21 protein-coding genes and 1 pseudogene are annotated in these 23,459 nt (G+C 37.5%); 7 read left to right on the top strand and 15 right to left on the bottom strand.

What is annotated here, in order from left to right:
- Positions 1–166: 166 nt before the first annotated feature.
- The 3 genes and pseudogenes from DFQ12_RS20615 to DFQ12_RS20610 all read left to right on the top strand — a co-directional run bounded on the left by DFQ12_RS20615 (position 167) and on the right by DFQ12_RS20610 (position 4,816).
- Entirely contained in the window at positions 167–3,415 is a 3,249-nt protein-coding gene (locus tag DFQ12_RS20615; protein ID WP_120260921.1) for a DEAD/DEAH box helicase, read from the top strand.
- 117 nt (positions 3,416–3,532) lie between these two features.
- Positions 3,533–3,598, top strand: a pseudogene (locus tag DFQ12_RS28680) (SEC-C metal-binding domain-containing protein); the annotation flags it as partial.
- Positions 3,599–3,676: 78 nt separating this feature from the next.
- Entirely contained in the window at positions 3,677–4,816 is a 1,140-nt protein-coding gene (locus DFQ12_RS20610; RefSeq protein WP_244211807.1) for a hypothetical protein, read from the top strand.
- 403 nt (positions 4,817–5,219) lie between these two features.
- Here the strand turns inward: DFQ12_RS20610 and DFQ12_RS20605 are convergent, their stop codons facing one another.
- The 4 genes from DFQ12_RS20605 to DFQ12_RS20590 all read right to left on the bottom strand — a co-directional run bounded on the left by DFQ12_RS20605 (position 5,220) and on the right by DFQ12_RS20590 (position 7,606).
- Positions 5,220–5,450 (bottom strand): hypothetical protein, encoded by a 231-nt coding sequence (locus tag DFQ12_RS20605; RefSeq protein ID WP_120260919.1) that lies wholly within the window; start codon positions 5,448–5,450, stop codon positions 5,220–5,222.
- The gene (locus DFQ12_RS20600) at positions 5,440–6,279 is read right to left on the bottom strand and encodes a class I SAM-dependent methyltransferase (protein WP_120260918.1); all 840 of its coding nucleotides are present in this window, start codon (positions 6,277–6,279) and stop codon (positions 5,440–5,442) included. Before DFQ12_RS20600 ends, DFQ12_RS20605 begins: the two co-directional genes overlap by 11 nt.
- A gap of 269 nt (positions 6,280–6,548) precedes the next feature.
- On the bottom strand, positions 6,549–6,671 hold the full coding sequence (locus tag DFQ12_RS28525) for a hypothetical protein (RefSeq protein ID WP_279634417.1): 123 nt from the start codon (positions 6,669–6,671) through the stop codon (positions 6,549–6,551).
- A gap of 293 nt (positions 6,672–6,964) precedes the next feature.
- Positions 6,965–7,606 (bottom strand): GNAT family N-acetyltransferase, encoded by a 642-nt coding sequence (locus DFQ12_RS20590; protein WP_120260917.1) that lies wholly within the window; start codon positions 7,604–7,606, stop codon positions 6,965–6,967.
- 283 nt (positions 7,607–7,889) lie between these two features.
- Between DFQ12_RS20590 and DFQ12_RS20585 the strand changes: the two genes are divergently transcribed.
- Positions 7,890–8,456, top strand: a complete 567-nt coding sequence (locus tag DFQ12_RS20585) for a Crp/Fnr family transcriptional regulator (RefSeq protein WP_120260916.1) — start codon at positions 7,890–7,892, stop codon at positions 8,454–8,456.
- A 74-nt stretch (positions 8,457–8,530) separates the two neighbouring features.
- A complete protein-coding gene (locus DFQ12_RS20580; protein ID WP_120260915.1) occupies positions 8,531–8,965 on the top strand; it encodes an rRNA adenine methyltransferase in 435 nt (144 codons plus the stop codon).
- Positions 8,966–9,323: 358 nt separating this feature from the next.
- Here DFQ12_RS20580 and DFQ12_RS20575 read toward each other — a convergent pair whose 3' ends face one another.
- The 5 genes from DFQ12_RS20575 to DFQ12_RS20555 form a co-directional block, all read right to left on the bottom strand.
- Positions 9,324–10,349 (bottom strand): ligand-binding sensor domain-containing protein, encoded by a 1,026-nt coding sequence (locus DFQ12_RS20575; RefSeq protein WP_120260914.1) that lies wholly within the window; start codon positions 10,347–10,349, stop codon positions 9,324–9,326.
- A gap of 577 nt (positions 10,350–10,926) precedes the next feature.
- Positions 10,927–11,151 (bottom strand): (4Fe-4S)-binding protein, encoded by a 225-nt coding sequence (locus tag DFQ12_RS20570; protein ID WP_120261033.1) that lies wholly within the window; start codon positions 11,149–11,151, stop codon positions 10,927–10,929.
- A 433-nt stretch (positions 11,152–11,584) separates the two neighbouring features.
- A complete protein-coding gene (locus DFQ12_RS20565) occupies positions 11,585–12,091 on the bottom strand; it encodes a cupin domain-containing protein (protein WP_244211806.1) in 507 nt (168 codons plus the stop codon).
- Between the two features lie 227 nt (positions 12,092–12,318).
- Positions 12,319–13,047, bottom strand: coding sequence for a pirin family protein (locus tag DFQ12_RS20560; RefSeq protein WP_120260913.1), 729 nt, complete (start codon positions 13,045–13,047; stop codon positions 12,319–12,321).
- Between the two features lie 14 nt (positions 13,048–13,061).
- A complete protein-coding gene (locus tag DFQ12_RS20555; protein WP_120260912.1) occupies positions 13,062–13,661 on the bottom strand; it encodes an isochorismatase family protein in 600 nt (199 codons plus the stop codon).
- A gap of 125 nt (positions 13,662–13,786) precedes the next feature.
- On the opposite strand from DFQ12_RS20555, the gene DFQ12_RS20550 reads away from it, so the two are divergent.
- Together DFQ12_RS20550 and DFQ12_RS20545 are read left to right on the top strand one after the other, a co-directional pair.
- The gene (locus DFQ12_RS20550; RefSeq protein WP_120260911.1) at positions 13,787–14,110 is read left to right on the top strand and encodes a winged helix-turn-helix transcriptional regulator; all 324 of its coding nucleotides are present in this window, start codon (positions 13,787–13,789) and stop codon (positions 14,108–14,110) included.
- Between the two features lie 148 nt (positions 14,111–14,258).
- A complete protein-coding gene (locus DFQ12_RS20545) occupies positions 14,259–14,771 on the top strand; it encodes an AAA family ATPase (protein ID WP_120260910.1) in 513 nt (170 codons plus the stop codon).
- A gap of 133 nt (positions 14,772–14,904) precedes the next feature.
- On the opposite strand, the gene DFQ12_RS20540 is transcribed toward DFQ12_RS20545, so the two are convergent.
- The 6 genes from DFQ12_RS20540 to DFQ12_RS20515 all read right to left on the bottom strand — a co-directional run bounded on the left by DFQ12_RS20540 (position 14,905) and on the right by DFQ12_RS20515 (position 23,458).
- Positions 14,905–15,435, bottom strand: a complete 531-nt coding sequence (locus DFQ12_RS20540; RefSeq protein WP_120260909.1) for an alpha/beta hydrolase — start codon at positions 15,433–15,435, stop codon at positions 14,905–14,907.
- A gap of 13 nt (positions 15,436–15,448) precedes the next feature.
- A complete protein-coding gene (locus DFQ12_RS20535; protein WP_120260908.1) occupies positions 15,449–15,754 on the bottom strand; it encodes an alpha/beta hydrolase in 306 nt (101 codons plus the stop codon).
- A gap of 546 nt (positions 15,755–16,300) precedes the next feature.
- Complete coding sequence (locus tag DFQ12_RS20530) at positions 16,301–18,061, bottom strand: LamG-like jellyroll fold domain-containing protein (RefSeq protein ID WP_120260907.1); 1,761 nt, start codon at positions 18,059–18,061, stop codon at positions 16,301–16,303.
- 6 nt (positions 18,062–18,067) lie between these two features.
- The gene (locus tag DFQ12_RS20525) at positions 18,068–20,092 is read right to left on the bottom strand and encodes a M60 family metallopeptidase (protein WP_120260906.1); all 2,025 of its coding nucleotides are present in this window, start codon (positions 20,090–20,092) and stop codon (positions 18,068–18,070) included.
- A 7-nt stretch (positions 20,093–20,099) separates the two neighbouring features.
- A complete protein-coding gene (locus DFQ12_RS20520; RefSeq protein WP_120260905.1) occupies positions 20,100–21,842 on the bottom strand; it encodes a LamG-like jellyroll fold domain-containing protein in 1,743 nt (580 codons plus the stop codon).
- Between the two features lie 2 nt (positions 21,843–21,844).
- Positions 21,845–23,458, bottom strand: coding sequence for a DUF5008 domain-containing protein (locus DFQ12_RS20515; protein ID WP_120260904.1), 1,614 nt, complete (start codon positions 23,456–23,458; stop codon positions 21,845–21,847).
- Position 23,459 lies beyond the last annotated feature (1 nt).

The raw sequence follows: 23,459 nt of genomic DNA, 5'->3' as shown, positions 1-23,459 counted from the left end.
ACACAGGATTATTTAGCGACATGTCAAATATGCAATATAGTATATTTATAAGAAGAAAATATGACTGTAATTACCGTTTGGTATAATGCTTGATTTAGTTAAATTATCCAAAATACATTGATTGGCAAATTGTTACACCTAAAAAAGACTTTAGAAATCCCCTATCATGAGAAACCTGCTTATCTTACCAGAATTAATTAAAAGCCAAAAATTCGGCAAGAATTTACTGTCACAATATTTTTTCCCGGAAACCTCAATTTATTCTACAAGCCTAGAACTACATGAAGGTTTCATAACAGTAGTTTCAAATGATCAACGATACTGTATCGTTGGAAAAGGCAAGACCATACCATCTGGTTACAACTACGTCTTAATTGCGGATAAAATTCCGGCCCGTAGTAATATTTATTCACTCAAATTGCAATGGGTGAAATTTCCAGGTCTTACCGATGATTTTGATTGTGAGGGGGCTTGGGAGAGTTGGACCAATACTTTTTCATTTGTCGAAGAAGATCCAACTACAGAAAAACAAGGGTTACGAAAGCCCCAAATCGCTGCGATATTTAATGTATTATCGCACTGGCGGATAGGTGGTGAAATTGGCACTGTTGTAATGCCAACTGGTACCGGTAAAACTGAAACAATGTTGTCACTGCTAGTTGCTGATAAAGTGAAGCGTTTATTGGTAATAGTTCCCACAGACCCGCTAAGAGAGCAGATTTCAGGAAAATTTCTTACACTTGGTCATTTACAAAATCCAAAATTCGCTATCGTTTCAACATCTGCAAAAAAACCGGTAGTTGGCGTATTGAATGAGAATTTTAAGACAAAAGAAGAACTAAATGATTTTCTTTCGAAGTGCAATGTGGTAGTCAGTACAATGGATTTAATTACAGCTGGTGGGTTGGAAATGCAAAGAGCATTGGCGGGTGGTGTTTCAAAAATATTTATTGATGAAGCACACCATGTTAAAGCCCCATCCTGGACTGCATTTCGACGACTTTGCGATGATGATAAGATTATTCAATTCACTGCGACTCCTTTTAGGAATGACGGTCAAAGTTTGGATGGTGAGATTATATTTAATTATTCATTAAAGAAAGCTCAGGATGATGGTTATTTTAAGAAGATAACATTGATCCAGGTTAATGAATGGGATAATTCTAAAGCAGATGACGCAATTGCCGAAGCCGCCGTCTCACAACTGCGAAAAGATCTCGTAGATTACGATCATATCTTAATGGCTCGTTGCAATAAACAAACGCGGGCGGACGAGGTTTACGAAATTTATAAGAGATATCCCGATCTCAATCCTGTAGTCATACATCGAGGCAGGTCAGTAGAGGAGCGAAAAGAAGCTAAGAGAAAGATATTAAGCAAAGAGGCAAAAATCATTGTCTGTGTAGACATGCTGGGCGAAGGCTTTGACTTACCCAACTTAAAAATTGCCGCTTTTCATGACATCAGGCAAAGTTTACCGATAACTGTTCAGTTAGCTGGAAGATTTACCAGAACCAAATTTGATGAGAAATTAGGTAACGCAAGTATAGTCGTTAATTTGAAGGATGCAGACGTTCCAAAAGAATTGGAAGAGTTTTATGCGCTAGGTGCCGATTGGAACACGTTATTACCAAGAGTTAGTACTAATAGGATTAATAAGGAGATTGAGTTTTCTGAATATTTAGATGGTTTCTCTGGATTAGATGAAAGTAAGATTCCATTTCAAAGCTTACGTCCTGCCTTAAGTACGGTAGTATATAAGAACCATACTGACACCTGGTTTCCTAATAATTTCCAAGAAGGGATTTCAAATATAGATGATCTTGATTATCTTTTTCATGCAATAAATCGCGATAAGAAAACACTGGTTGTCATTACTGGTAAGAAAAATAGCATTGATTGGGGCAATTCAAAAGATATTTATGATATCAGTTGGACGCTATATGTAGTGCATTGGGATACGAGAAATAATTTGCTTTTCATCAATTCAAGCGATAATGCAGGTCTATACCAAGACTTAGCGAAAGCAATTATTGGAAACCAGGCTGAAATTGTAAACAAGATCAATATCTTCAAAACTTTTTATGGAATCGAACGGGTACGACTTCAGAATGTGGGTTTAAAAGAGTTTTTAGGCAAGAACCGCTCTTTCAGCATGCACACAGGTTTTGATATTGAGAAAGCCTTAGATCAGGCTGATAAAGAAGGTTCAGAAAAAGCTTTTGTTTTCGGTACTGGTTATGAAAATGGTGAAAAAGTTTCAATAGGTTGTTCCTACAAGGGAAGGGTTTGGTCCCACGCTAAAGGAGATATCCAGGAATTTACTGAATGGTGTTCCCACATCGGAAGTAAGTTGATTAGAACAGATATTAATCCGAACACAGTATTAAAGGAAACGCTTATCCCCAATTCAATTTCAATGCGGCCACTGGTAATACCATTTGCAGTAGAATGGGATGAAGCTGTTTATATTGAACCTGAAACAAGGATTACAATTGTTGTCGACTCAATTCCATACGAATTTTACAACACCGAACTAAAAATTATCGAACCTTCAGAAACTGATGAGTTGCTATTCCTTTTAGTGACTCCAAAAGAAACAATAAAATTCAGGCAAGTACTTTTCAACAACGCACGATATGATGACTATAAATTTGAGCAGGTAGCATCTACTCATGAAATTCTTATAATTAAGGGGAAAAAGCAGTTACCTTTTGTACAATTCCTGTACGATAATCCAGTCACTTGGTGGTTCGTCGATGGTTCATCACTACACGGTAATAGTTATGTGGAACTAAAGCAATTAATTCCATCTTACCCGAAGGAACAAATTTTAGGATGGGATTGGACCGGGGTCAATCTTAGCAACGAGTCGCAACACGTTGAACCAAAAGTTACAGATTCAATACAATTTAAGATTATTCAAGACCTAAAAGATGGTGACTATGACATTATCTATGACGACGATTACAGCGGTGAGATTGCGGACATAATTGCTATTAAACAACATGAGGAATTTATCAATATTCAACTTTATCATCTAAAATATGCAAAGGCAGGTACAGTAAGCAAACGAATAGATGACCTTTACGAAGTCTGTGGTCAGGCAATGAAATCAATTAATTGGAAATTTAAAGATGCCAAAGAGTTTTTTGAACACCTTCTACGGCGAGAAACAAAAAAAGGAAATGGAAAGACTTGTTCCAGAATTGAACTCGGCGATAGAGACAAAATTGCTCTATTAAAAGAATTCGCGAGAAAGGCTTATCCAGTGGAATTTGAAATGTTTATAGTACAACCAGGATTGTCAAGTAAGGAACCTTCCGCTGATCAACTTACTTTATTGGGGGTTGTAAATTCTTATCTAAAGACTAAAGGACTAATCAACTTAACGATTATTGGATCGGAAAATTAGATTCCTAAAATATACCATGCAGCAGGCCGAAAAAGCTTCCCCCAATTCATAGACACACAGATCTGAAGAAACAAGAGATGTTTCACCATCTTCATTTTTTTACGATATTTATATCCTATGAATGTTGGAAGGAATGAGCCTTGTTACTGCGGCAGTGGGCTAAAATTTAAAAAGTGCTGCCTATCAAAGGCACCCGAGAAAATATCAATCCAAATGAATATTCCCTCTTTGATGGGAGTGATAAAGTTTGGCTTGCAAAACATGAACTTACTCGCAGAAGGCTCAAAAGGCATAAGGGTAAAGGATGTCAGTGTATCCAATGGAGGTGATACGGTCCATTGCGAGTTTTATTCAGACCATACCCAATCACTAAATATAAAGGTGGAGATGGTTAGCATTATGGGTTACCTATCCGGCTTTTTTAAGGGCGACCCTTACGACTGTGTTACAATTTCCTATTTTTCAGCGGCGGCTTTTAACGATCAGGATCAGGAATTGCTAAACGTTGTTTCTTCAAGGGTGGCGGCTGCGGCTGTGGCCACTAACTCCATTGAGTGGATCAGAACTTCGATGTTCACAGAGAACACAATCGATTTCAGGCTTTCCAGAGCAAAAACGATCATATCAGATATTGAAAATGCCCTGAGACAGACAATCACAGACATTTATAAAACAAAGCATGGAGTAAATTGGTGGGTGACTGCTATTGACAGAACGATTGCGACATCGATTGAAAGAACCTACTTCAACCAATTTGGGGCCTCGATTTGTGAGGGGGACATCCTTATTAACTACAGCTTTACTCTGGACCTGAAAAAGATCATTAGTGCTGATTGGGGAACCTTCAAACATCTTTTTTTAAAGAAGACCAAGTTTGAGGATGTTATGTTGGAATTGAACGTGATCAGGCGGGAAGAAGCACATAACAGGGAAATTACCCGTCAGCATTTGGACCATCTTGAACGGATATATGATTTTCTACTTTCTGAAATCTCACAAATATATCCTTCGATCATATTGACATTTTTGATAGAAAACTGGCGGTCAAAAATTCAGGCAGCAATGCATATTTCGTTCAAAACCACTTACACCACTGAAGAATTCGATAAGGTCGATGATGTTGGAAAAAGACAGCTGATGATCATGGAATGCAATTCCGAAATAGGATATATTGAAGGCTTGATCGTTAAACTTGATTCTTTCAAGCCGCCGCTTTCAAAAAAGAACAAGCATGAACAACTCGCCCTATATCTTAAAGAGTATTGTAGTCTTCAACATAGAAAGCTGCTTATTATTACCGAAAACCGGGAAAATGAAGTCCCGGGATTCCAGGTTGAATTGGAAATGCAGAAGCAAAGAATGGACGATTTTTCAAAGCAATTCCTCCTTGAAGAAAGTTAACCGTACCTGCGGTTTTAATCTGACTCATTCATTCTCTGTTCAAGATGCTCCTTAGCTGGTCAATGTAAACTGTCCGGCTCTTTTTTCGTATGCGGATATTCTGCTGACGTAGAGAACAAGAACCGCCTAAGCTAAATTATCGCCGCTAATCGAATTAAATCTGCCTTTAAAAGGTTCGAGTTTTGTACCAATGGGTTCACCAAAAGAAAAGCTAATCGCAAGATTAGCTTTTCTTGTTTAAACCGCATTAGGATTCGAAAGAAGGGTCGGCTGGGTTCGATCCGTTAGAGGTTCAGGAAGGCGCGCGGGAGCTGAGGGACTGAGCCAATCCCAGCGGGTTCACCTCTTGGGACAAGTCTAAAAAAGAAAGACTTGCCCCATTTTTTCTTGTAACTTACTGTTATTATGATAGATGCGCATTGACACTGAATTTATTTTTCTTTCTTACCCTTTTCATTAGACTGTAATTACACGCCCTGTTTTCTGCATATTCAATTTTATGTTCAGATAGAAGCTGTACAATTATTTCGTTTGTTTCATCTTCGTTAAGTCCTATTTTTTCTCCGAGGTCAATTTCATTGAGTTGACCGTCATTTTCTATTAATGCTTTGTAATATTTTTCTTTATTTTCCATAATTATATTTTTTTTGCACAGCTATCATCATGTGTGGACTAAAGGGTAAAAGATAGCTGTCGTTTTCAGTAACTTGAATAAGTTCCATTAATGTTCTTCGTTTTTTGTCATTCAGCATATTGGCAAAGTATTCTTTATCCAACCATGCCATACCCTCAACCGCATAAGTATTTAGATAGGTTAAGTCTTGATTTATAAATTCATCTTTTAGCTGTTCGGGATTATGATAAAATGCTTCAGCTAAAAGCCAAGGGAAATCATGAGGTGGATTATGTATACCCCTTGTTAATTCTTCTTTGCACATTTCAAAAAATGGTTTTTTGTGAATTAAGCCGCTTAAAAGACCAACCAATGTTGATGCAGTATAGTTAATGGCAAACCCCAAAATAGTTCCATTATTTTTTAAAATACGTTTAGCTTCGCAAATGGCTAAATCTCTATCCTCCTTTTTTTGAAGATGATAAAGAGGGCCATGCAGTATTATTAGGTCTGCATAATTATCTGGAAATTCCAATTTTCGAGCTTCTCCTAAATGTACAGAAAACCTGTTCTTTAATCTATTCGCTCTGTTTTGAGCTATTTGTATATGTTTTGCAACTGGCTCTACCAAATGAACTTGATGTCCTTTTTTAGCAAGCCATTCCGAATACTTTCCCGTACCACCACCAATGTCTATTATTTTTGAAGATGAAGTTGGTATATATTTTTCTACGAGTGATTTAATTCTTTCAAATTCAAATACGCCCATTCCTTTGTCAAGTCGAGTTTCTTCGGATGCTCTATTGTAAAATAGCTCTATATCTCTACTTATTAACTGTTTACTATTCATTTTTATTCATCGTGTCACCACATTTTGAAATGTTGAATACACCGCAAAAGTGATCATGCAGTCGATTTGATAATCGTTTGTTTTGTTTAAGATTAAGAAATAAGTCTATAGGATTATCTGTGCATTAAAAACCAAAAGATTTCAATGCATTAATCACTCTATTTTTAGAGTTGTCTTTCGAGTAAGACCAGATAATATGTTAGATATAGTATAACAGACCACAAAGATAGAAAATTTGGATTAATATTTAACGGTGAATTGGCACTAACTCACTCCTGTTGTATTAAATGCTGTAAATCGGGGTCGTTCTTAATCCGTTCCATCTCGCTTTCTACAATAGGCACAACATCCGCCTTGACCTGCCTGTAATTGGCTTCAACGACCTGCTTCATATTGTCGTTGCCGTTTTCATAGGCAAAGGATAATATGTGCGGTATCTCCTTATAGGCTTTGGTTTTTCTATATCCAACTTGTGCTCATATAGACAGTCTTTTAAATTGGTTCAATGATCATAAATATTCCAAAAAAAGTTCGAGTTTCGTACCAATAGGTTCACCAATAAAAAGCTAATCGCAAGATTAGCTTTTCTTGTTTAAACCGCATTAGGATTCGAAAGAAGGGTCGGTTGGGTTCGTCATCTAAAAAATGATTATAAGCGATTTTTTTACTTTATACTCCACGTGCATTAAAAAGGAATAACCACTGAAGTATAAAGACTACAAATTTTCCACCCCAAAGATTGATATAACAATTTTCCTTGTTCTGTTGCTACCAAGAAATTTCTGTGAACGTTTTTCGATAAAGCAATTCGTTCAAGTTCCTTAATCAAAAAAGTAGCGAGACCTTTTCTTTTATGATTTTCTTCTGTTGAAATTCTATCATAGACAGCCAAATCATCTACAATAACAAGCCGACCTATGCAAGCCAACTCCCCATCTTTAGTCACAATTTTGACAACTGTTGTTGAATTATAGCCGTCAAATTCTATCTCGTAACCGTCGGGTAGGCGTTTATTTGGAATATTCATCGGAGAGATACAAGACATCATATATCCCTGTGGTTGAATTACCCATTTTTCAGATAGCTTATTTTTGATTTCTTTGGGAGAAGCACAAACTTTCAAAAAAACCCAAGTTTCATTTATAGTCTCTGAAAGTTTAATAAAGTCATTATTAAGCTCTCTAAACACATAGCGAGCCTTTTGTTTCTCATAACCAACGTCAACTTTATAGCCAGATTTAAACTTAGTCGGTAGCGGCAATTCTCGTGATAATGACCAAGCATTAAGCCACTTCTCTAAAATATCTGAAGAAACACTATTTGCCATTTTTTGACCTTAATAAATAACATCGAAAGATAAGGATTTCCAACCATGCTCGATGTTTTCAACAACGAAAAATGAACTGGATAGCGTGATTAAATAAAAAGACAATTTAGCAACCTTACAGCTAGTCGTGGTTGGAGGTATGCGGATTTTGTTCTTCGTATCAAAGTTTTTCTAACTTTGAGTTATCAGCTTTATATTTAGATATATGGTAAAAATCCATTCGAATGTCAAGCCCAAAACTGTTAGCCGTAATTGCTAAACAGATAACACAACAATAATTAGTATGACAGGAAAACTAAAATATTATCTTAAAAACAATACGAACATCACCGATAAACAAATCGACCAAATAAGTGGATGCTTCAGACCAAAGACTGTAAAAAAGAATACCCTATTACTTTCAGAGGGAGAAACTTGTAAAGAGTTATATTTTGTACATAGCGGTTGTATTCGGACATATTACTTAACTAAGCAAGGACATGAAAAAACAAGGCACATTGCATTCGATAATTCTATCGTTACTTCGGTTTCCAGCTTTATTTCGCAAAAAAGCTCGTTTGAATTTGTCGAAACGCTCGAAAATTCTGAACTGTATACAATAAGTAATAAAGATTTTTATCAGTTGGTGTCAGATATCCCCTTATGGGAAAATTTTTACAGAAAGTTTTTAGAAATGGCTTATTTACATCAAAATAAGAAGATAGAAAATCGCATAACGCTTTCAGCTAAACAACGCTACGACAGGCTAATGAGTGAAGAACCAATGTATATTCAACGACTCTCAAATAAAATCCTTGCGTCCTATCTTGACATTACTCAAGAAACATTGAGCAGACTTAAATCGAGATAATTTTTTGACTTATATCAAAGTATCTCAAGTTTTCATGCTTTAATTTTGCTTGTACACATTTTAGACTAAATTATATGCATTTTGACCCAAATAACCACGTTATTATACTTTGTATTCAAGGTATGGACATTGAGGGCAGACCAGAAGAGGCAAGTAAACTATTTATGCAGGCTTGGAACGAAGCAACAAATGATTTTGAAAGATTTATCGCATCTCATTATGTGGCAAGGCATCAAAAAAGTGTTGCGGACAAATTGAAATGGGATGAGACAGCGTTAAATTTAGCCTTGAAAATAAATGACGATACGGTTAGCGGGGCTTACCCCTCACTTTATTTGAATATTGGTAAATGTTATGAAGATTTAGGCGATATTGAGCGTGCGAGTAAAAATTATCAATTAGCACTTTCGTTCACTGACAGATTATCTGACGATGGATACGGAAATATGATTAAAGGTGGTATTCTGAATGGAATTGAAAGATTAAAGTTATTCAATGAGAATAAATAACTAACGTCGACTTTGAAAATAAAGCGAAGTGGAGCAATTCCAGAATAAAACAGCAGTATTTCTTTGCTTATCCTTTGGTTATTTGTTGCTATTTCTTTGCTATTTCTTTGCTTATTTATTGGTGATTCTTTGGTTATTTATTGCTTATTCTAGGCCATTTCTTCGGTCTTTCTAGGGTCCTGGTTTGCTTCTGCTTTGGTATTGCTTTGGTGTTTCTTTGGTATAACGGCAATAAAATAGGCTTCAAAAGGCAAAGAAATAGCAAGCTAAGTAGTGTGTTGTCCCAAGCGAAGCGACAAGAATATCCGAATAGACGGTATTAAACATTGAAGAGAAGACTGGAAATAACAGTTCCGGGTTAGTTTTTCTGCCCGTCATTGCCTTTAAAGTCCGTGATGGTCTTTCCGTCATAACGATGCACTGCAGATCCAGATCCAAACCAAATGCTTCCATCGTTAGCCTCCAATATACCCAAAAAATCCATTCTTCCTCCCGACTTAATTTCGGTTACCCTGGGCACTTGATTGTACAGGGACTTTACATCATAACGTGAAAGTGCCCAGACTTTCGGATTTATTTCACCTGTAGTCCAGATATTCCCCTTTTTATCTTCGACTATAGCATATGCCCCCCGTTGTGATACCTTAGTATAGGTTTTGCTATTGTAACGCCAAAGGCCATCAGCGTCGCCGAACCAAATATTTCCCTTTTTATCTTCTATTATTGACCAAACGTTGTAAAAAGGTTTACCGTCCTTGTTTTTGAAAACGGTAAATTTCTTTCCGTCATAATAGCAGGCCTCACCTCTTGTTCCAAACCATAATTTGCCATTTTTGTCTTCCATAATAGCATTAATATCGTTATTTGGCAGTCCGTCTTTCGTTGTAAAATTCCGAAAGGACCTCCCATCATAACGACTTGCACCACCTTTGGTTCCAAACCAAATATTACCGGCTTTATCTTCATAAATATGAAGCGCTGAATTACTGCCAAGTCCATCCTTTGTTGTAAAATGCAGATAGGATTTACCATTGTAATAATAAACACCTGAATCCTTAGTGCCAAACCAAAGATTTCCTTTTCGATCTTCCAGAACATCCCAGAAGCTAGCGAATCTAGGCGAAATTATTTCACTTGTTAGATTGGTAAAAGATATTCCATCGTACCGAAACACACCTAAGTAAGAAGCGATCAAAATATTTCCGTCCCGATCTTTCTTTACATTCCGAACCATACTCATAGGCACCTTTGAGGCAACCACTTCTTTAAATTGAGACTCGGAGTAGTGTCCTTTACTAATATTATCTTGTGGTGGTTTTGTCTGGTTTTGTCCACAGGAGATGCTAAAAACCAAGAGCAATACATAAACGTGTACCTGTTTCATAATTTATTTGTTTAATATGATAATAGCTGCAAAGTTCTTATAACTCTCAGTGCAGTTGTGCTTTCCATTGTTCAGCAAACTTTAAAATATTTTTATTGTTCACATCCATTTGATGCAACAAATTTACTTTGGAATCTTTCAGTGGGAGGAATTTGGAAGGTAAATAAAAATGTAAACTTTGTAAATATATCGTAAATGGTAGGTATCTCAGTAAGCGTATGGATTTCTTTGTAGAGGCCCCTCACCACTAACAACGATGTTCGGTTTCAGAAAAAAAATGTCCGCAGCTGATCATGCACCAACAGATACAACACACTGGATACAAATCATTTAACCCAAAAAAAAAGAGGTTTGAGTATCCATAGACAGTTTAAATTCGTATAAATCGGTTTAACGACTTAGATTATTATGATAACTAGTTATTTGAAAATAGCATTCCGTAGTCTTAGGAAGAACCAAGATTGTACAACAATCGACATTGGTGGACTGGCTATTGGGATGGCCGGTAGGTTGATGATTATGCTATGGTTGCAGAATATATTGATGATAGATCGATATCATAAAAAAATCTCATGATTTATCCAGTATTCTTGTCTATCCTATATCCTAAAGCGCCCGTAGGGCACTTATCTATTTGTTCTTTGAGTTTCTCCACACTTGCTCCCTCAGGGGTTATCCAAGGTGTCTCTTTCGGATGGTAAACTTCTGGCAAAGATTTCACACAGATACCCGCATGTATACACTTTGATGGTGTCCAAAGTATTGTAATGTTTTTATTTTTCGAATATTCCTTAGTTTCCATATTATTAAATGTTACCATTAGTAGTCAATATCTGTTATTGTTTAATTTCCATCTTCATCTCGGTGCTACCTAATCCAAAAAACTGGAAAGTACCTGGATCCCTTTTTATAAAAGTAGGAATAAGAATTTCCCTCCTTTGAGATCCTACATCGACATCAAGTAATACACCATCAAAATCAAATTTGCAAAATACCTCCAAAGCACTTTCATTTATGCTTTTGCCATAAGTATCATATCCATGTTCGTTAAGAATATTTATTACGTTTTGTAAGGTTTCTGAATTACGGCCTACTCCTAAAATATTCTTCTTTTTGGTTTTGTCTTCCTCTTGGATATATATTTACCAGCATTTGATTTTAAAGTGATATTTATAACCTATACCTCCAATTACTGTTATTTATCATTCTTATATCTGATTTACTTCCTTCGGATATCAGTCCAGATAATCAGGAGCAAATGAAATTTGTCCATATTTTTTATTGAGATTTTCAAGATGTTTCACAAATTCAGGTGTCAGTTCCGGAACTGGTAAAAATTCCTCCGCTTGAACAGACGCCCCCAATTCCTTGAAAAACTCCTCCAATCCCGCCGGAGTAACAGTACAAATTACGCGTGCGTTTCTCTCAGAGACATTTTTAAAACAGTGGACAGCTCCACCTTTTGGAATATCTACAAAACCACCGACATTAACGATTGAGTGCCCTAATTCTGTTTTGTAGAGCAGTTCCCCTTCCGTTACAAAAAATGTTTCGTGAATATCAGGATGCGAATGCGGTGTCGGTCCACCACCCGGAGGAACTATCATGTCTATAATTGCATATTGGCCATCAGTATCTTTACCGGAAACAACTATACGGTAGTTATCCCCCATGACCCCTACACGTTCCCCTTTTTCTGGACTGGTAACCATAATATTTTTAGGATAAGTTTTGTCTGCCATTATTTTGTTGTTTTTATTAAACCTTTAATTATTTGATCGGAATATTGTTTTTTGAAGGATTACATATCCCTCTTTACTGCACAAAATGAAAAATGAGGTTATTTTTACTCGTTTTATATGAAAATCCCAAAATACTTCAGAATATCCTTATACTCAAGTAGCTTACTGAATACGATCTGTCCTTTTTAAAATCAACCCTTTAAATAATATTATATTTCATTAAAGGTTTATTTTTGATTTCCACTGTACATTCCACCATCATAATACGGTGATTTCGTATTTGTAACAAACAGAACTAATTCAGCTCTGTCACTGGTTTCAAAGCTAATGTTTTCATCTTTTATAAAAAGACTTTCACCTTTGCCTAATCCGATGTTACCATTTACTGTTATACTGCCTTGAAAAACATACAGTAGACAATGATAATCCTCATTAACATCTTGCGGGAGTTTAAATGTTTTTCCGGGAGTAATCTGCATATCATAAATCCATGTCTGACTACTGAGTGTTAAAGAAGTTTTTTCCTTTTCAGGAGACGCAATCAAACGCCATTCATTTATACTGTGTACTTCTTCCAATTCTTGAAAAATAACTTCTGGTTTTGAGTCTTTCTCACCAGGACGGATGAATATCTGCAAACCTTCCTGTTCTTCCAATACCGCTTCTTCATGATAAAAAAGCTTTCCTGCTTTCATCAACATCAGTTTCGTAGGAGTAATATACTCAATGAACCCTTCTGAGTCAGTATGTTTCACTTTTCCAGAACGGAAATAGGAAAGAATATCATCATTTACATGTGGGTGCATTTTGATCAACGCCCCACCATGGATATGTGCCTGATCAATCCGTCCTATAGTATAATAGCCAGTGTCATGATCAGTAAGTTCTAGGCCCGGATATAATATGGATATATGCTGGTTCCCTGATTTTTTTGAGTTATCTATCTTTTTTAACATCTTCTGTTTTCAATTTAAAATTTGCCAATCTTAGACATAACCTCTTCATAAACGATCTGTACAGCCTTCTGACCATCTTCCGTTGCCCAGCTATCTATCAATTCACCCACAAGCTGATTAATCGTTGTTGTACGACCCCCCCCCTTCTCCCAGGTTTGTTGTGCTATGTCATCTGCAATTTGAGTGGGCGATCCGCCTGCGTCAATCACAACCTGTACATCAAATCCTACTTCCACCATAGAACGAGAAGGAAAAACGATACATACATCATGGGTAAGTCCAGCCATAATTACATTTTTTCTCTCACCCGCAGCTTTCAATACGGCTTCTCTGTAGCTCTCGTCATTCCATGCATTTGTTATCCCCTCTCTTTTTATACGATTTGCGTATTCCTCAGGTAAAATTTCCTGTAATTCCGTTAATAATAACCCTTGAGCAAGTGTTTCTTGGCTACTCGTTAAAACAATTGGGATACCCAATGCTTTACCTAGCTTAGCCAGAGCAATGGTCCGACTTATGATCATTTCTTTTGGACGGTTTACTGACCATCCCAGCGTACCGACCTGATGGTCGATTAATAAGATAATGGTATCATCTTTTGTAAATTTCTTCATTCTTTGGAGATTTTATTTGTTTCATTTTCTAAATTACTTCTAATACTTTACATTTGCAAGTAGTTACATTTATGTACAGTATAGACAAAAAGTAAAGCATTGAACAAATACAAAACCTCCAGCAAATGAAAAAAAATGTAAAAATTGAATTTAAATGTGTATTGAAAGATGTGTTAGATATTTTGGGAGGTAAATGGGCCATTCCTATCATATATGTTTTATTTGATGGCACGAAACGTTTTAAAGAGCTTGAACGTAACATTCCCAATATCAATACGCGTATGTTGGTAAAAGAATTAAAAAAATTAGAGGGTGCTAACATTATTAGAAGAGAAGCTTTTGCTACTATTCCGCCAACCGTAGAGTATTCCCTAACTGAAAAAGGAAAAAAACTGCAGCCTATTATTTTAAATTTATATAAATGGGGAGAGGAAAATGTGGATCTATAATATAGTCTCTAAAATATAAATCCCATTCTTTTATACCTTTAGTTAGTTTTATTACTCATTTCATTAAACTTTATTCATTAATTGGGTCTTCCATTTTCTTGCGCTAATTACATGATGGGTAATGAACAATTGGAAAATAAACTGAAATATGAGAATTGCAATTTTTGGAGCACACAAAGTTGGCAAAACAACATTGGCGGAAGAACTTCTGGAAAACCTACCGGGGTATACGCTTGAACTAGAGCCCTATTATCAACTGGAGTTTTCAGGTTATGAATTTTCAGAAGTCCCCACTCCCGAGGATTTCATTGAACAATTTAATTATTCAGCCAAGCTGGTTTTAGAAAGTGGAGACGAAGTAATCTTTGACCGATGTGTAATTGACATCTTAGCTTATCTTCATGTTATTGATCCGCATAGAAATGTTGCACATTTCTATGAAACAGCTCAGACACTTATTGCAGAAATTGATCTTTTTGTCTTTGTTCCTATTGAGGAGCCGGATCTGATACCTAAACATCAGATAGAACTGCCAAAAATTAGAAACCAGGTTGATCATGTAATCCGTGATTGGATTCAAGATTTCGGAATACCTGTGATTGAAGTATACGGTACATTATCAGAACGACGAGATCAGGTAATGGCTAGAATTTCATCATAGCTTATGAGCTATTGCCAATCAGGGATTTCAATTTTTGCGCGTCTATTATAAACAGTCTAAGCGCAGTTCCTTAGAACTTGCGAAAGGAAAACGCTATTCGAATGATTGTTTTTTCGCCTAATAGTATCAGAGATCAATTGTTCTTATTAAACAGGTTTAAACCCTTAAAAAATGTAGGGAACTGCGTGTCCATGTGATCGAGATTAGAATAGATATCAAAAACCAGGTTTTCTCGCCCTATATTTTTGTAAAGCGTATCAGCAATCGCCTCGAGCCTTAAGCCAGTTGGGTCATCTGTGTTTTCAATTCCCCCATAAGTGATATAAACTTTCTTGGAATGAGTAGACTTTTTTTGGTACCGCTTGGTCAGTGAGAGTAGGTAATAATCGTTATAATGAAGAGAGGGACTGGCAGCAATAAATTTATTTATCTTACTAAGCGGAGCGCTTGCCCCTTTTAAAAACGAATATAAAGTAAAATACCCTCCAAGAGAATGTCCGTAGAGTACGACATTTGTACTATCTATTCGATAAGATTTGGAAATCCGTCCATAAAGTTCCTTCTCAATAAAACTCAAAAATTGATCCGCACCGCCGCTTGTACTCATTTCATATTCCGCTTTCGCTATTGGATAAGTGTAGTCGCGCTGCCGCAATGAATCCATTGCAGGAATATCTTTAGCCGATCCCGACAAGTATGGTCTGAGGAGCTAGGCCTACATTTGCATAATCCCGGAGCGCTTGGGCAAATGTATCAAAGTACAGATTTGCATCTAAAAGGAATATGACAGGATAAATATTTCCCGAAGTACCGTATTCCTCAGGCAAGCTAACCTTGATATTGAAATCATCTTTGACATTAACAGAGGTCATCTTAAAGGAATCTATTAACGATCCTTTCTCGACGGAGTCAGCCTTTGGGGACTGGCAACCCATCAATATCAAAAAAGACGAAATAATTAAGTAAGCGAAAGTACCTTTCATATTGTGTTTATTTTTGCTTAGCCTAAAAATACCCGATCCCCTGTATATTATCGTATATTTAACATTACTTAACCAAATAACTATCAACAACTTAACAACCATAAAATCTTCAGCTGATTATTAAATAAAAACCTCAACACTGAACGTATAAAGATTGGTTTTTTCATATTTCGGAAGCGTGTTTCCCCTTCTGATCTGCAAAATAATTGTGTATTTAAACGCACATTTCTTATCAAAGACATCAACAGGATATATTTCTGGGTATTAAGCAAAATAGAAGTATTTCCTTCGTACCGTGTATGAAATACTAAAGTGATACTTAGTCAATACTTGATCGATACTTAATGTATACTGCAAGCGTGCTTTTCCTGTGCTTCGCTACTGGTTAGAAAACCTTGATTTCATACGCCTTTATTAAAGGTTCTAAAATCGATCATTTTTGCTAGTCCGGAGATTTCAAAACACGGGTTTCACAAAGCTTCCTCGGCGCAAGCGCCAAGGAAGACTATTAAAAATAATATTTCACAATGAAGATCCTATCGAAGATTATTTCAGGAATTCCATTTCATATTTATCCAAGAAAAGCTTACCATCCAATAACCAGGAATCCTGCGGTTTGATATCCATCCAATAAGCAATTTGTGGAACGATATCATATTGGTTCATTATAAAAAATTTGGCATTTTCCTGTTCAGATAGACAATTCCACTTCGCATTCAAATTCCATGTGTAATTACCATTAGGAAACTTGAAGTCTGTATCCAGCGATGTTGCTACCTTGTTCTTAAATGTTCGCTGTCCAATATCATCCATGGACCAAAATCCGGCAGTTTGACTCCAAAAAGAAGTACTTTCATCTACTGTCCCCAAACAGTTGTACGACTGAATTTCCTCATCCGATAACGCTTTAGTGACAAATACCAGATTATTGACCATACCGTTAAAGGTTCCAACCGAAGATACATTACCCGAGCCGACAAAGAAATTTGCTGTTGGTGCCTGAAAACTTCCTCTACCAGTGGTAATATCTCGTTCTTCGCCGGCAACACCATTTACGTAAAACTTCGCGTAGCGCTTACCGTCGTCCTTTTTATATAATTTCACAGCAAGAGTCTCCCATTTTCCGACCTCCCCTGCTAGCGATCCAACCACCTGTAATTGATTATTAGAAGCATTTTTATCTGCCAAATAAAAACGATACTTACCTGTATTCGCTCCTTCAATCATAAAAGCCCATCCGTTACCACCGGTGTAAGCATGAGTGACTCTCCCCAATATTACAGCGTGATTACCACCTGTAGGTTTTACGTTATTTTTCACTTTACACATAATCGTATATTCTTTATCATCCTTGATGTCATAGATATCCGTATTCGCAGCAGTGATCGTTGGCATATTCGCATCTTTGGTTTTAATTTCCATTGAATTTACCAGTGCTGGTGCCTCCATTTTCTGTCCTACAAAATTAGGGTTATAGAGAATAATAGGGATCTTTCGTTCTTCCAGTGAAGCGCCACCATATCCTTGCCCTAGACCGCCATGGTTAGCCGTTACTACAATTAGCCAATCTTCATTTTCAAACGCGGATCTTCCTTCAATTGCAGCTTTTATTTCACCAATATAGCCGTCTATTTTATCAATAGCAGCCTTATATGCAGCATTGCTTAATGAAAATCCACCGCTTTTCCCCGCTTCATTGACGCCTCTGAAATTGATAACCCCAAATGATGTATTGGTTAATGTAGATTTCAGCGTATCTATTGCGGTCTTCTTCACTTCCTCGTCATTTGCTTTCACAATTCTTGTCTCTGCATAATCCAGTGCATTATCATCCAATTCTTGCCTGGAAGTTGCCGAAAAGCTTCTCATACGTTTGCCCTGTTCGAGTATACGTTGAAAAAAAGTAATATAGCCTGTGGCCTGACCAGAGGAATTGTGGCCATGTGGGTCATCTTCATCGATATCTTCTTCGAATGAGTCTCCATATACACCATGTTTCGCAGACGATTTTCCGGATAATAATGTTGCCCAGGTAGAAGCATCTCCACTTGACGCATCGGACAATCCAGCGTAGGTATATTTAGCGTGCTCCAATAATTTTTGGATATGTTGAGGCGTGTATTTTTCCAACGCTATTCCCGATAGACCATCTACAGCTATAATCAATACTTTCCGGGTTTTCACCTTCGTATTCTCAGGCTCCTTTTCAAAAATTAGTGCCGGATCTACAAATTTTTTGCAGGACATCATTAGCATAATCAGCAAAACTCCCCATCCTACTTTATACCATATTGCGTTTCTTTTCATCTTTTCTTATTTAAAAAGTCCTAACTCATTTAAAGCTGCATTGCCACTGGCATCACCATTGACATCAGATTTATTGATTTTAAATCGGATGTATCTAAAGTTCTTCAATGTTCTAGTCTCTGCATCAAAATAAATCACTTGTTCCTTTCCTACCGCTGTGCTACCATACTCCAAATCAAAAACACCAACAGTTGAAAATGCATCGATACTATTCCCAACTTCAACCGTGATTTTTTTCGCGTGGTTTGTATTGCTATCGTGACGCTGTACCAACGTAAATCCTTTAGCATCTATCGCGTCTTTTGTATCAATCGTGATAACAAAAGTCCGGTCCGGAACGGCAGTGTTAACGTAATTGGTTGGAGGTGTACAACCGCTGATACAAGGATGCCATGTATTTGTCAAATTATTATCAATCAGATTACTCGGTGGTCGATTTTGTGCCCCTCCGCGAGTATCCCAACTATTTGCATCTGCAGTCCAACCTTTCTTTTCTAGAAAAACTGGAGCAACAGTAGACGCATTCCCTCCGGTATGGGTTACCGGATTGAAATTCCATACATCGCGATCCAATAATGGAAAAGTCTTGGTCTGAGACACATATTGCTTAGAGACAGAACTGACATATAAACCCCATTTATTAAGGTAAGGTTCCATGTCCGTTTTCGTAAATTCACTCAAAGCCTCATAGAAAAAATCAACCTTTGATTGATCATTGACGGACGTAAAGCGTGCATCACGACCTCTCTTATAGATATAGGTCATAAAATCATAACCATATCTTTCCAGTATCTGTGCCCACATCATCAATCGGATATCACTTGATTTACTTTTATATTTATTGCCATCTACATCCATGCTCGCCCAATTTATACCACCTGTTTTCGATTTCGGCTCTGCTATATAGGGTACTGCAGCGCTCCAGACTTCAGCAATTTTGTAACTCTGATGACCAAATACACGCGATACTTTAAAATGGAATAAATTATTGGTTACCTCACCATTACCGGCAAAGCTCCAGGTGGACCCCATTTGCATATTATGGCCCAATTCGTGATAAGTTCCCCAATTGGTATTTTTTACACCCTCAATATCGGTTGCCTGCCTGAAATAAGATTCGTTATTACGTGCATATACTGGAAATCCCGAATATTGGGCTACGCCATCTTTGAACAGGACATCATGGACAATACGCCATTTATTGAAAGGTGCCCTATGTTTGGGGTCAGTGCTTCCTTCGACCAAGCCAGTCCAATCCCAATAACCTTCCTTTATCGCTTTATCCCACGCTTCCATTAATTCATTTGGGTTGCTTACACCATATTTTTGCGCTTTAGCTGTTTCCATCGTAAACACAATACGGTTACCTTCCAATTCAAACCAAGGCACAGCAGATTTTTTGATCTCTTCTGCCCAAGCGATAGGATCTGTTACCCCAAGTTTGAAACTCGGTGCTTTAGCAACTCCGGAAAATGCAAGCTCAACCTGGCGACCTAATGGTGCAGAAGGAAGAATATAGATGAGCCCGCCATACAGATTTCTGAGGTAATTTTTCCCTGGGAACAACACCTGACGGGAATATACCACTAAGTCACGTTGTGGTACAGGAATTCCCTCTGAACCCGTTGTCGTATGAGCCCCAATTTGTGCATAAAGTCCGTAAATTCCCTCAGGCACTTCAATCACAACGAGTTCCCCAGCCGGCGCATACATGGATGTACTCTGCCAATTCCCCGGCGCCACAGATATCCTCAAATCTGAACCTTTTACCTGTACATAATTGAGGTCTACTGTAACCTTATAATTTTGCAGCCGGGGTTCTTTATTATCCACCAATCCGGGAAAAATACGTGCTTGAGTATATTTGGATCTATCAATAAACTTCGGATCTCTGTTGACATTTAGTCCCAATGTATCATCAATATTGTTTATCTCGAAACCATTTTCAAAATCATAACCATAATTTTTCGTACAAGCTACTGTGGAGGAAAGCAATGCCAATACACCCACAAATTTTAAAATCCTTTTCATCGTAAGCTTAATTATTTGAATAGTTTGGCGTCCAAACTTTTGAGTCAAGATTAAATTTATCCGTTCCTAATATCCCCAGCCAATTATAGATCAGAACCGGAGCATCGACCGAACGGATCGTAGACAATTCTAGATTTTGTGGTGCTGTGGGACATAAACTACCCGAGCGCTCCGAAAATGCATTCCAGCTTACTTCGCCAGTAATATTAAAATTTATTTTACTCTTTGATTTATCGACAAGTACATTTCCGGCACCTTCTATCGCTGGCCAATACCCAATCAAATCGTTCCAATAGATGTTATCATCGTAAACCGCTGTCTGGCAATAATTCGCAGCGATGTATTCATCGGGTAAAGCCTTATTATAGATCCGTACGTCAGTAATTGTATGGGAAGCTCCGCTACCATAAGTAGCGCCAGAGCCCAACTTCAACGACTGTGATGAACTTCCTTGAACGCCATTAATACTACCCTCAGCTTTGAGTACACCATTTCTGAATACTTTTGCTTTTCTGGTTCCTTTATCGTTATAGATTTTTGCAGTTAAAGTATACCATTCGTTAAGATTGAAAACTTCATTGTCAATAACCTGTGTTCCCTTCACTTTCAATCGCCAACCGATCCCACCATTGTGAATAAAAGACCACCCATCGTCCGAGTTGCCAGTATTACCCATTTTGGAAAAAAACGTAGGATTTAATGAACCTCGATTATGAAACTTTATTTTCATCTGAATTGTGAATTCTTTATCTACGGTATTTCCCAAATTATAAATATCGGCTTTGTCGGCATCAATCACTGCACTTGTCGCGGTACCGGTATATCTGATCGCTGATCCATCATAGGTCGGGTCTGATAGATCCACGCGTTCAATAAATTTATATTGGAATTGATTGTTGTAAAAAAGGACAAAATTGTTTCGGAACGGAACTGAATATAACGAATGATCGTCTTGTATTGGATCCAATTCGTAAGTCCCGCCTCTATTTGAAGCAACAACAATTAACCATCTTTCAGAGTTATAGTTTAATCGTGACTCGATCGTGCCTACAATCTCCTTCAGTTGCTTATCCACTGTATTGAGCGCAGTGAGATAGGCTGCGCTTTTCGGTCCATACCCCTGTGTTTTCCCAACTTTATCCGCTCCGTTTAAAGTGACCAACGTAAAATTTGAATCGTCCCGTTTTAATTCTGTTTTCGCTTCTTGTACAACTTGTTCATCCGAAGCCAATACTTTTTTATTATCAATCGTCGAGTTTTGACTCAATTTGTCTACAATAGCATTTGAGGTAAATACCGCTGTACGGGTTCCCAGATCCTTTTTCAACCGATCGAAAATAAGTGGATACTTATCAAACGCGGCTCCTGAAATGTCATCAGAGACAACTTTATGTTTATCTTTTTTTACACCAGTCAATAAATCCGCATAAAACGTAATATCCTGTGTAGCATCGGAAGCAATCGAATTCCAGCTAAATAGGCCTTTACTCGTCATTGATGCCAAAAATGGCATCTTATTATAATCCGTTGCTTCTGTGGCCACGACTGAGCCGACGGCTCCTTCTATCACGATATAGGCAACTTTATAGCTTTTTTCGCTATAATCGTCCTTAATATCATCTGTAGAAGCAAAATGTGCCTTATTCTCAATCTCTTTATTACAGGAAACTAACAGCAATAAGGGTAACACGGCATAAAATAGTTTATACACTTTGCTTCTCTTCGTATTATATTTTAAGATATTCATCATCGTTAATCTTGAATAGTTAGTCGAACAATATTTCCCAAATCAGACTTTCCATTAAATGAAAGGATAAGACCAACCAAAGTAATGGTGCGTTGTCCGATCGAGTTCACCCCGATATAAGAATCAGTTACACTGCCCAAAAATCGCCCCGTATTGTTATAGCCTTTGGCTAGGCTACCATCGGAATTTAAAATCATTAAACCTTCTCGAATCACATTATCATATCGTTTGAAAGTTCCCGACACCAACAATAATCCATTATCCAATACCGCTAAATAGTCTGGAATACCCCCCGTAAAACTCTTTGCTTTAAAGCTTGGGTCGACCGATCCATCCGCATTGATTAATACAATATTATTTGTCTGCTGCCCTTTATAATTCAAAAAACTTCCAATCAGATAGAATTTGTTCCCGACTGGTACAATTTTATAAATGGTATTATCGGCTCCAACGCCAGCATTAAATTCTGTATCCAATTCGCCTGATGTCTTTAAACGGAGAATTCTACTTGCACTGATTTTATTGTTGTATTGCGTAAAGGAACCCACCATCGTCAATGTGCCTTTGTCATCCATTGTTGCATCGAATACACCTCCGTTAACCCCATAAGATCCACGTTTTGGAAAAGAGCTATTGTCAACCAAAAAAGTAGAATCCAATGATCCATCTAAATTGACACGTGCAATGCTGGCAGACTGAAAATAATCACTTAGGATCTGGTTGTAGGTTGAGCGTGCATAATAATTACTGGTATAGCGTTTAAAGCCCCCTACCACCGTCATTTTATTATCCCTGTAAAATGCTTTAACGACTCCACCATCCAAAACACCCCCATTAAAAACAGGTACGTTCAATGTCCCTTTCGTCGGGTCATCTGTAAGGTTTAATATCTCTACAGACTCTTTATTCAATGATCCCGACACATTTAATATGCTCATGCTACGAACAGTTTTATCCGTATCGTATTGCGAAAAATTACCGGCAACAAATAAGCGTCCATCTGGAAGTTCGACTATATTATTTATCGTCCCCCCTTTGGCTCCTTCACCGAACGCCATTCCCGACACAAATTCACCTGTAGCCGTTATCCGTGCAATACCATTGATTTCACTCAAAGCCTTACTTCCATTATAATCATCAAAATTTCCTCCCAGAAAAAACTGGCCGTTATTCAATCGCTTAATGGTATGCAGTATCCCTGATGCTCCGGTACCCGCATTAAAAATCGGATCTATTGCTACCTTACCAATAATTGGTGTCAATGGTCCGGCGAAGGTCTGCCCATTGATAACCAATCTTGCACTACCGGTACTTACCGTCTCTGGCAGACGCACCGTTATCGTAGAATCTGTGGCAGCAATGATCTCTGAAGGATTATTATTGACAAAAAATGTCATCGCTGTTTTATCGATACCTGATAGCCCCACAAGTTTGTAAGTTACCTCTTCTCCCGGACGTGCCTGACTTGGAGAAGGCGCTGCATCCGCAAATTTCAAATCAAATGCATGTTCACTGATTCCATAGGGATCCGTTCCGTAATCAATACTTTTTGTACATGAAATTGCGAAACCGCCTAAACATAAGGAGGCTAAAAGCATATGTATTGTATTCTTTTTCATA

Origin of the sequence: Sphingobacterium detergens (assembly GCF_003610355.1) — a bacterium.
GTDB lineage: Bacteria > Bacteroidota > Bacteroidia > Sphingobacteriales > Sphingobacteriaceae > Sphingobacterium > Sphingobacterium detergens.
The sequence above is the reverse complement of the archived record's forward strand: the minus strand, read 5'-3'. Positions and strand labels throughout refer to the sequence as shown.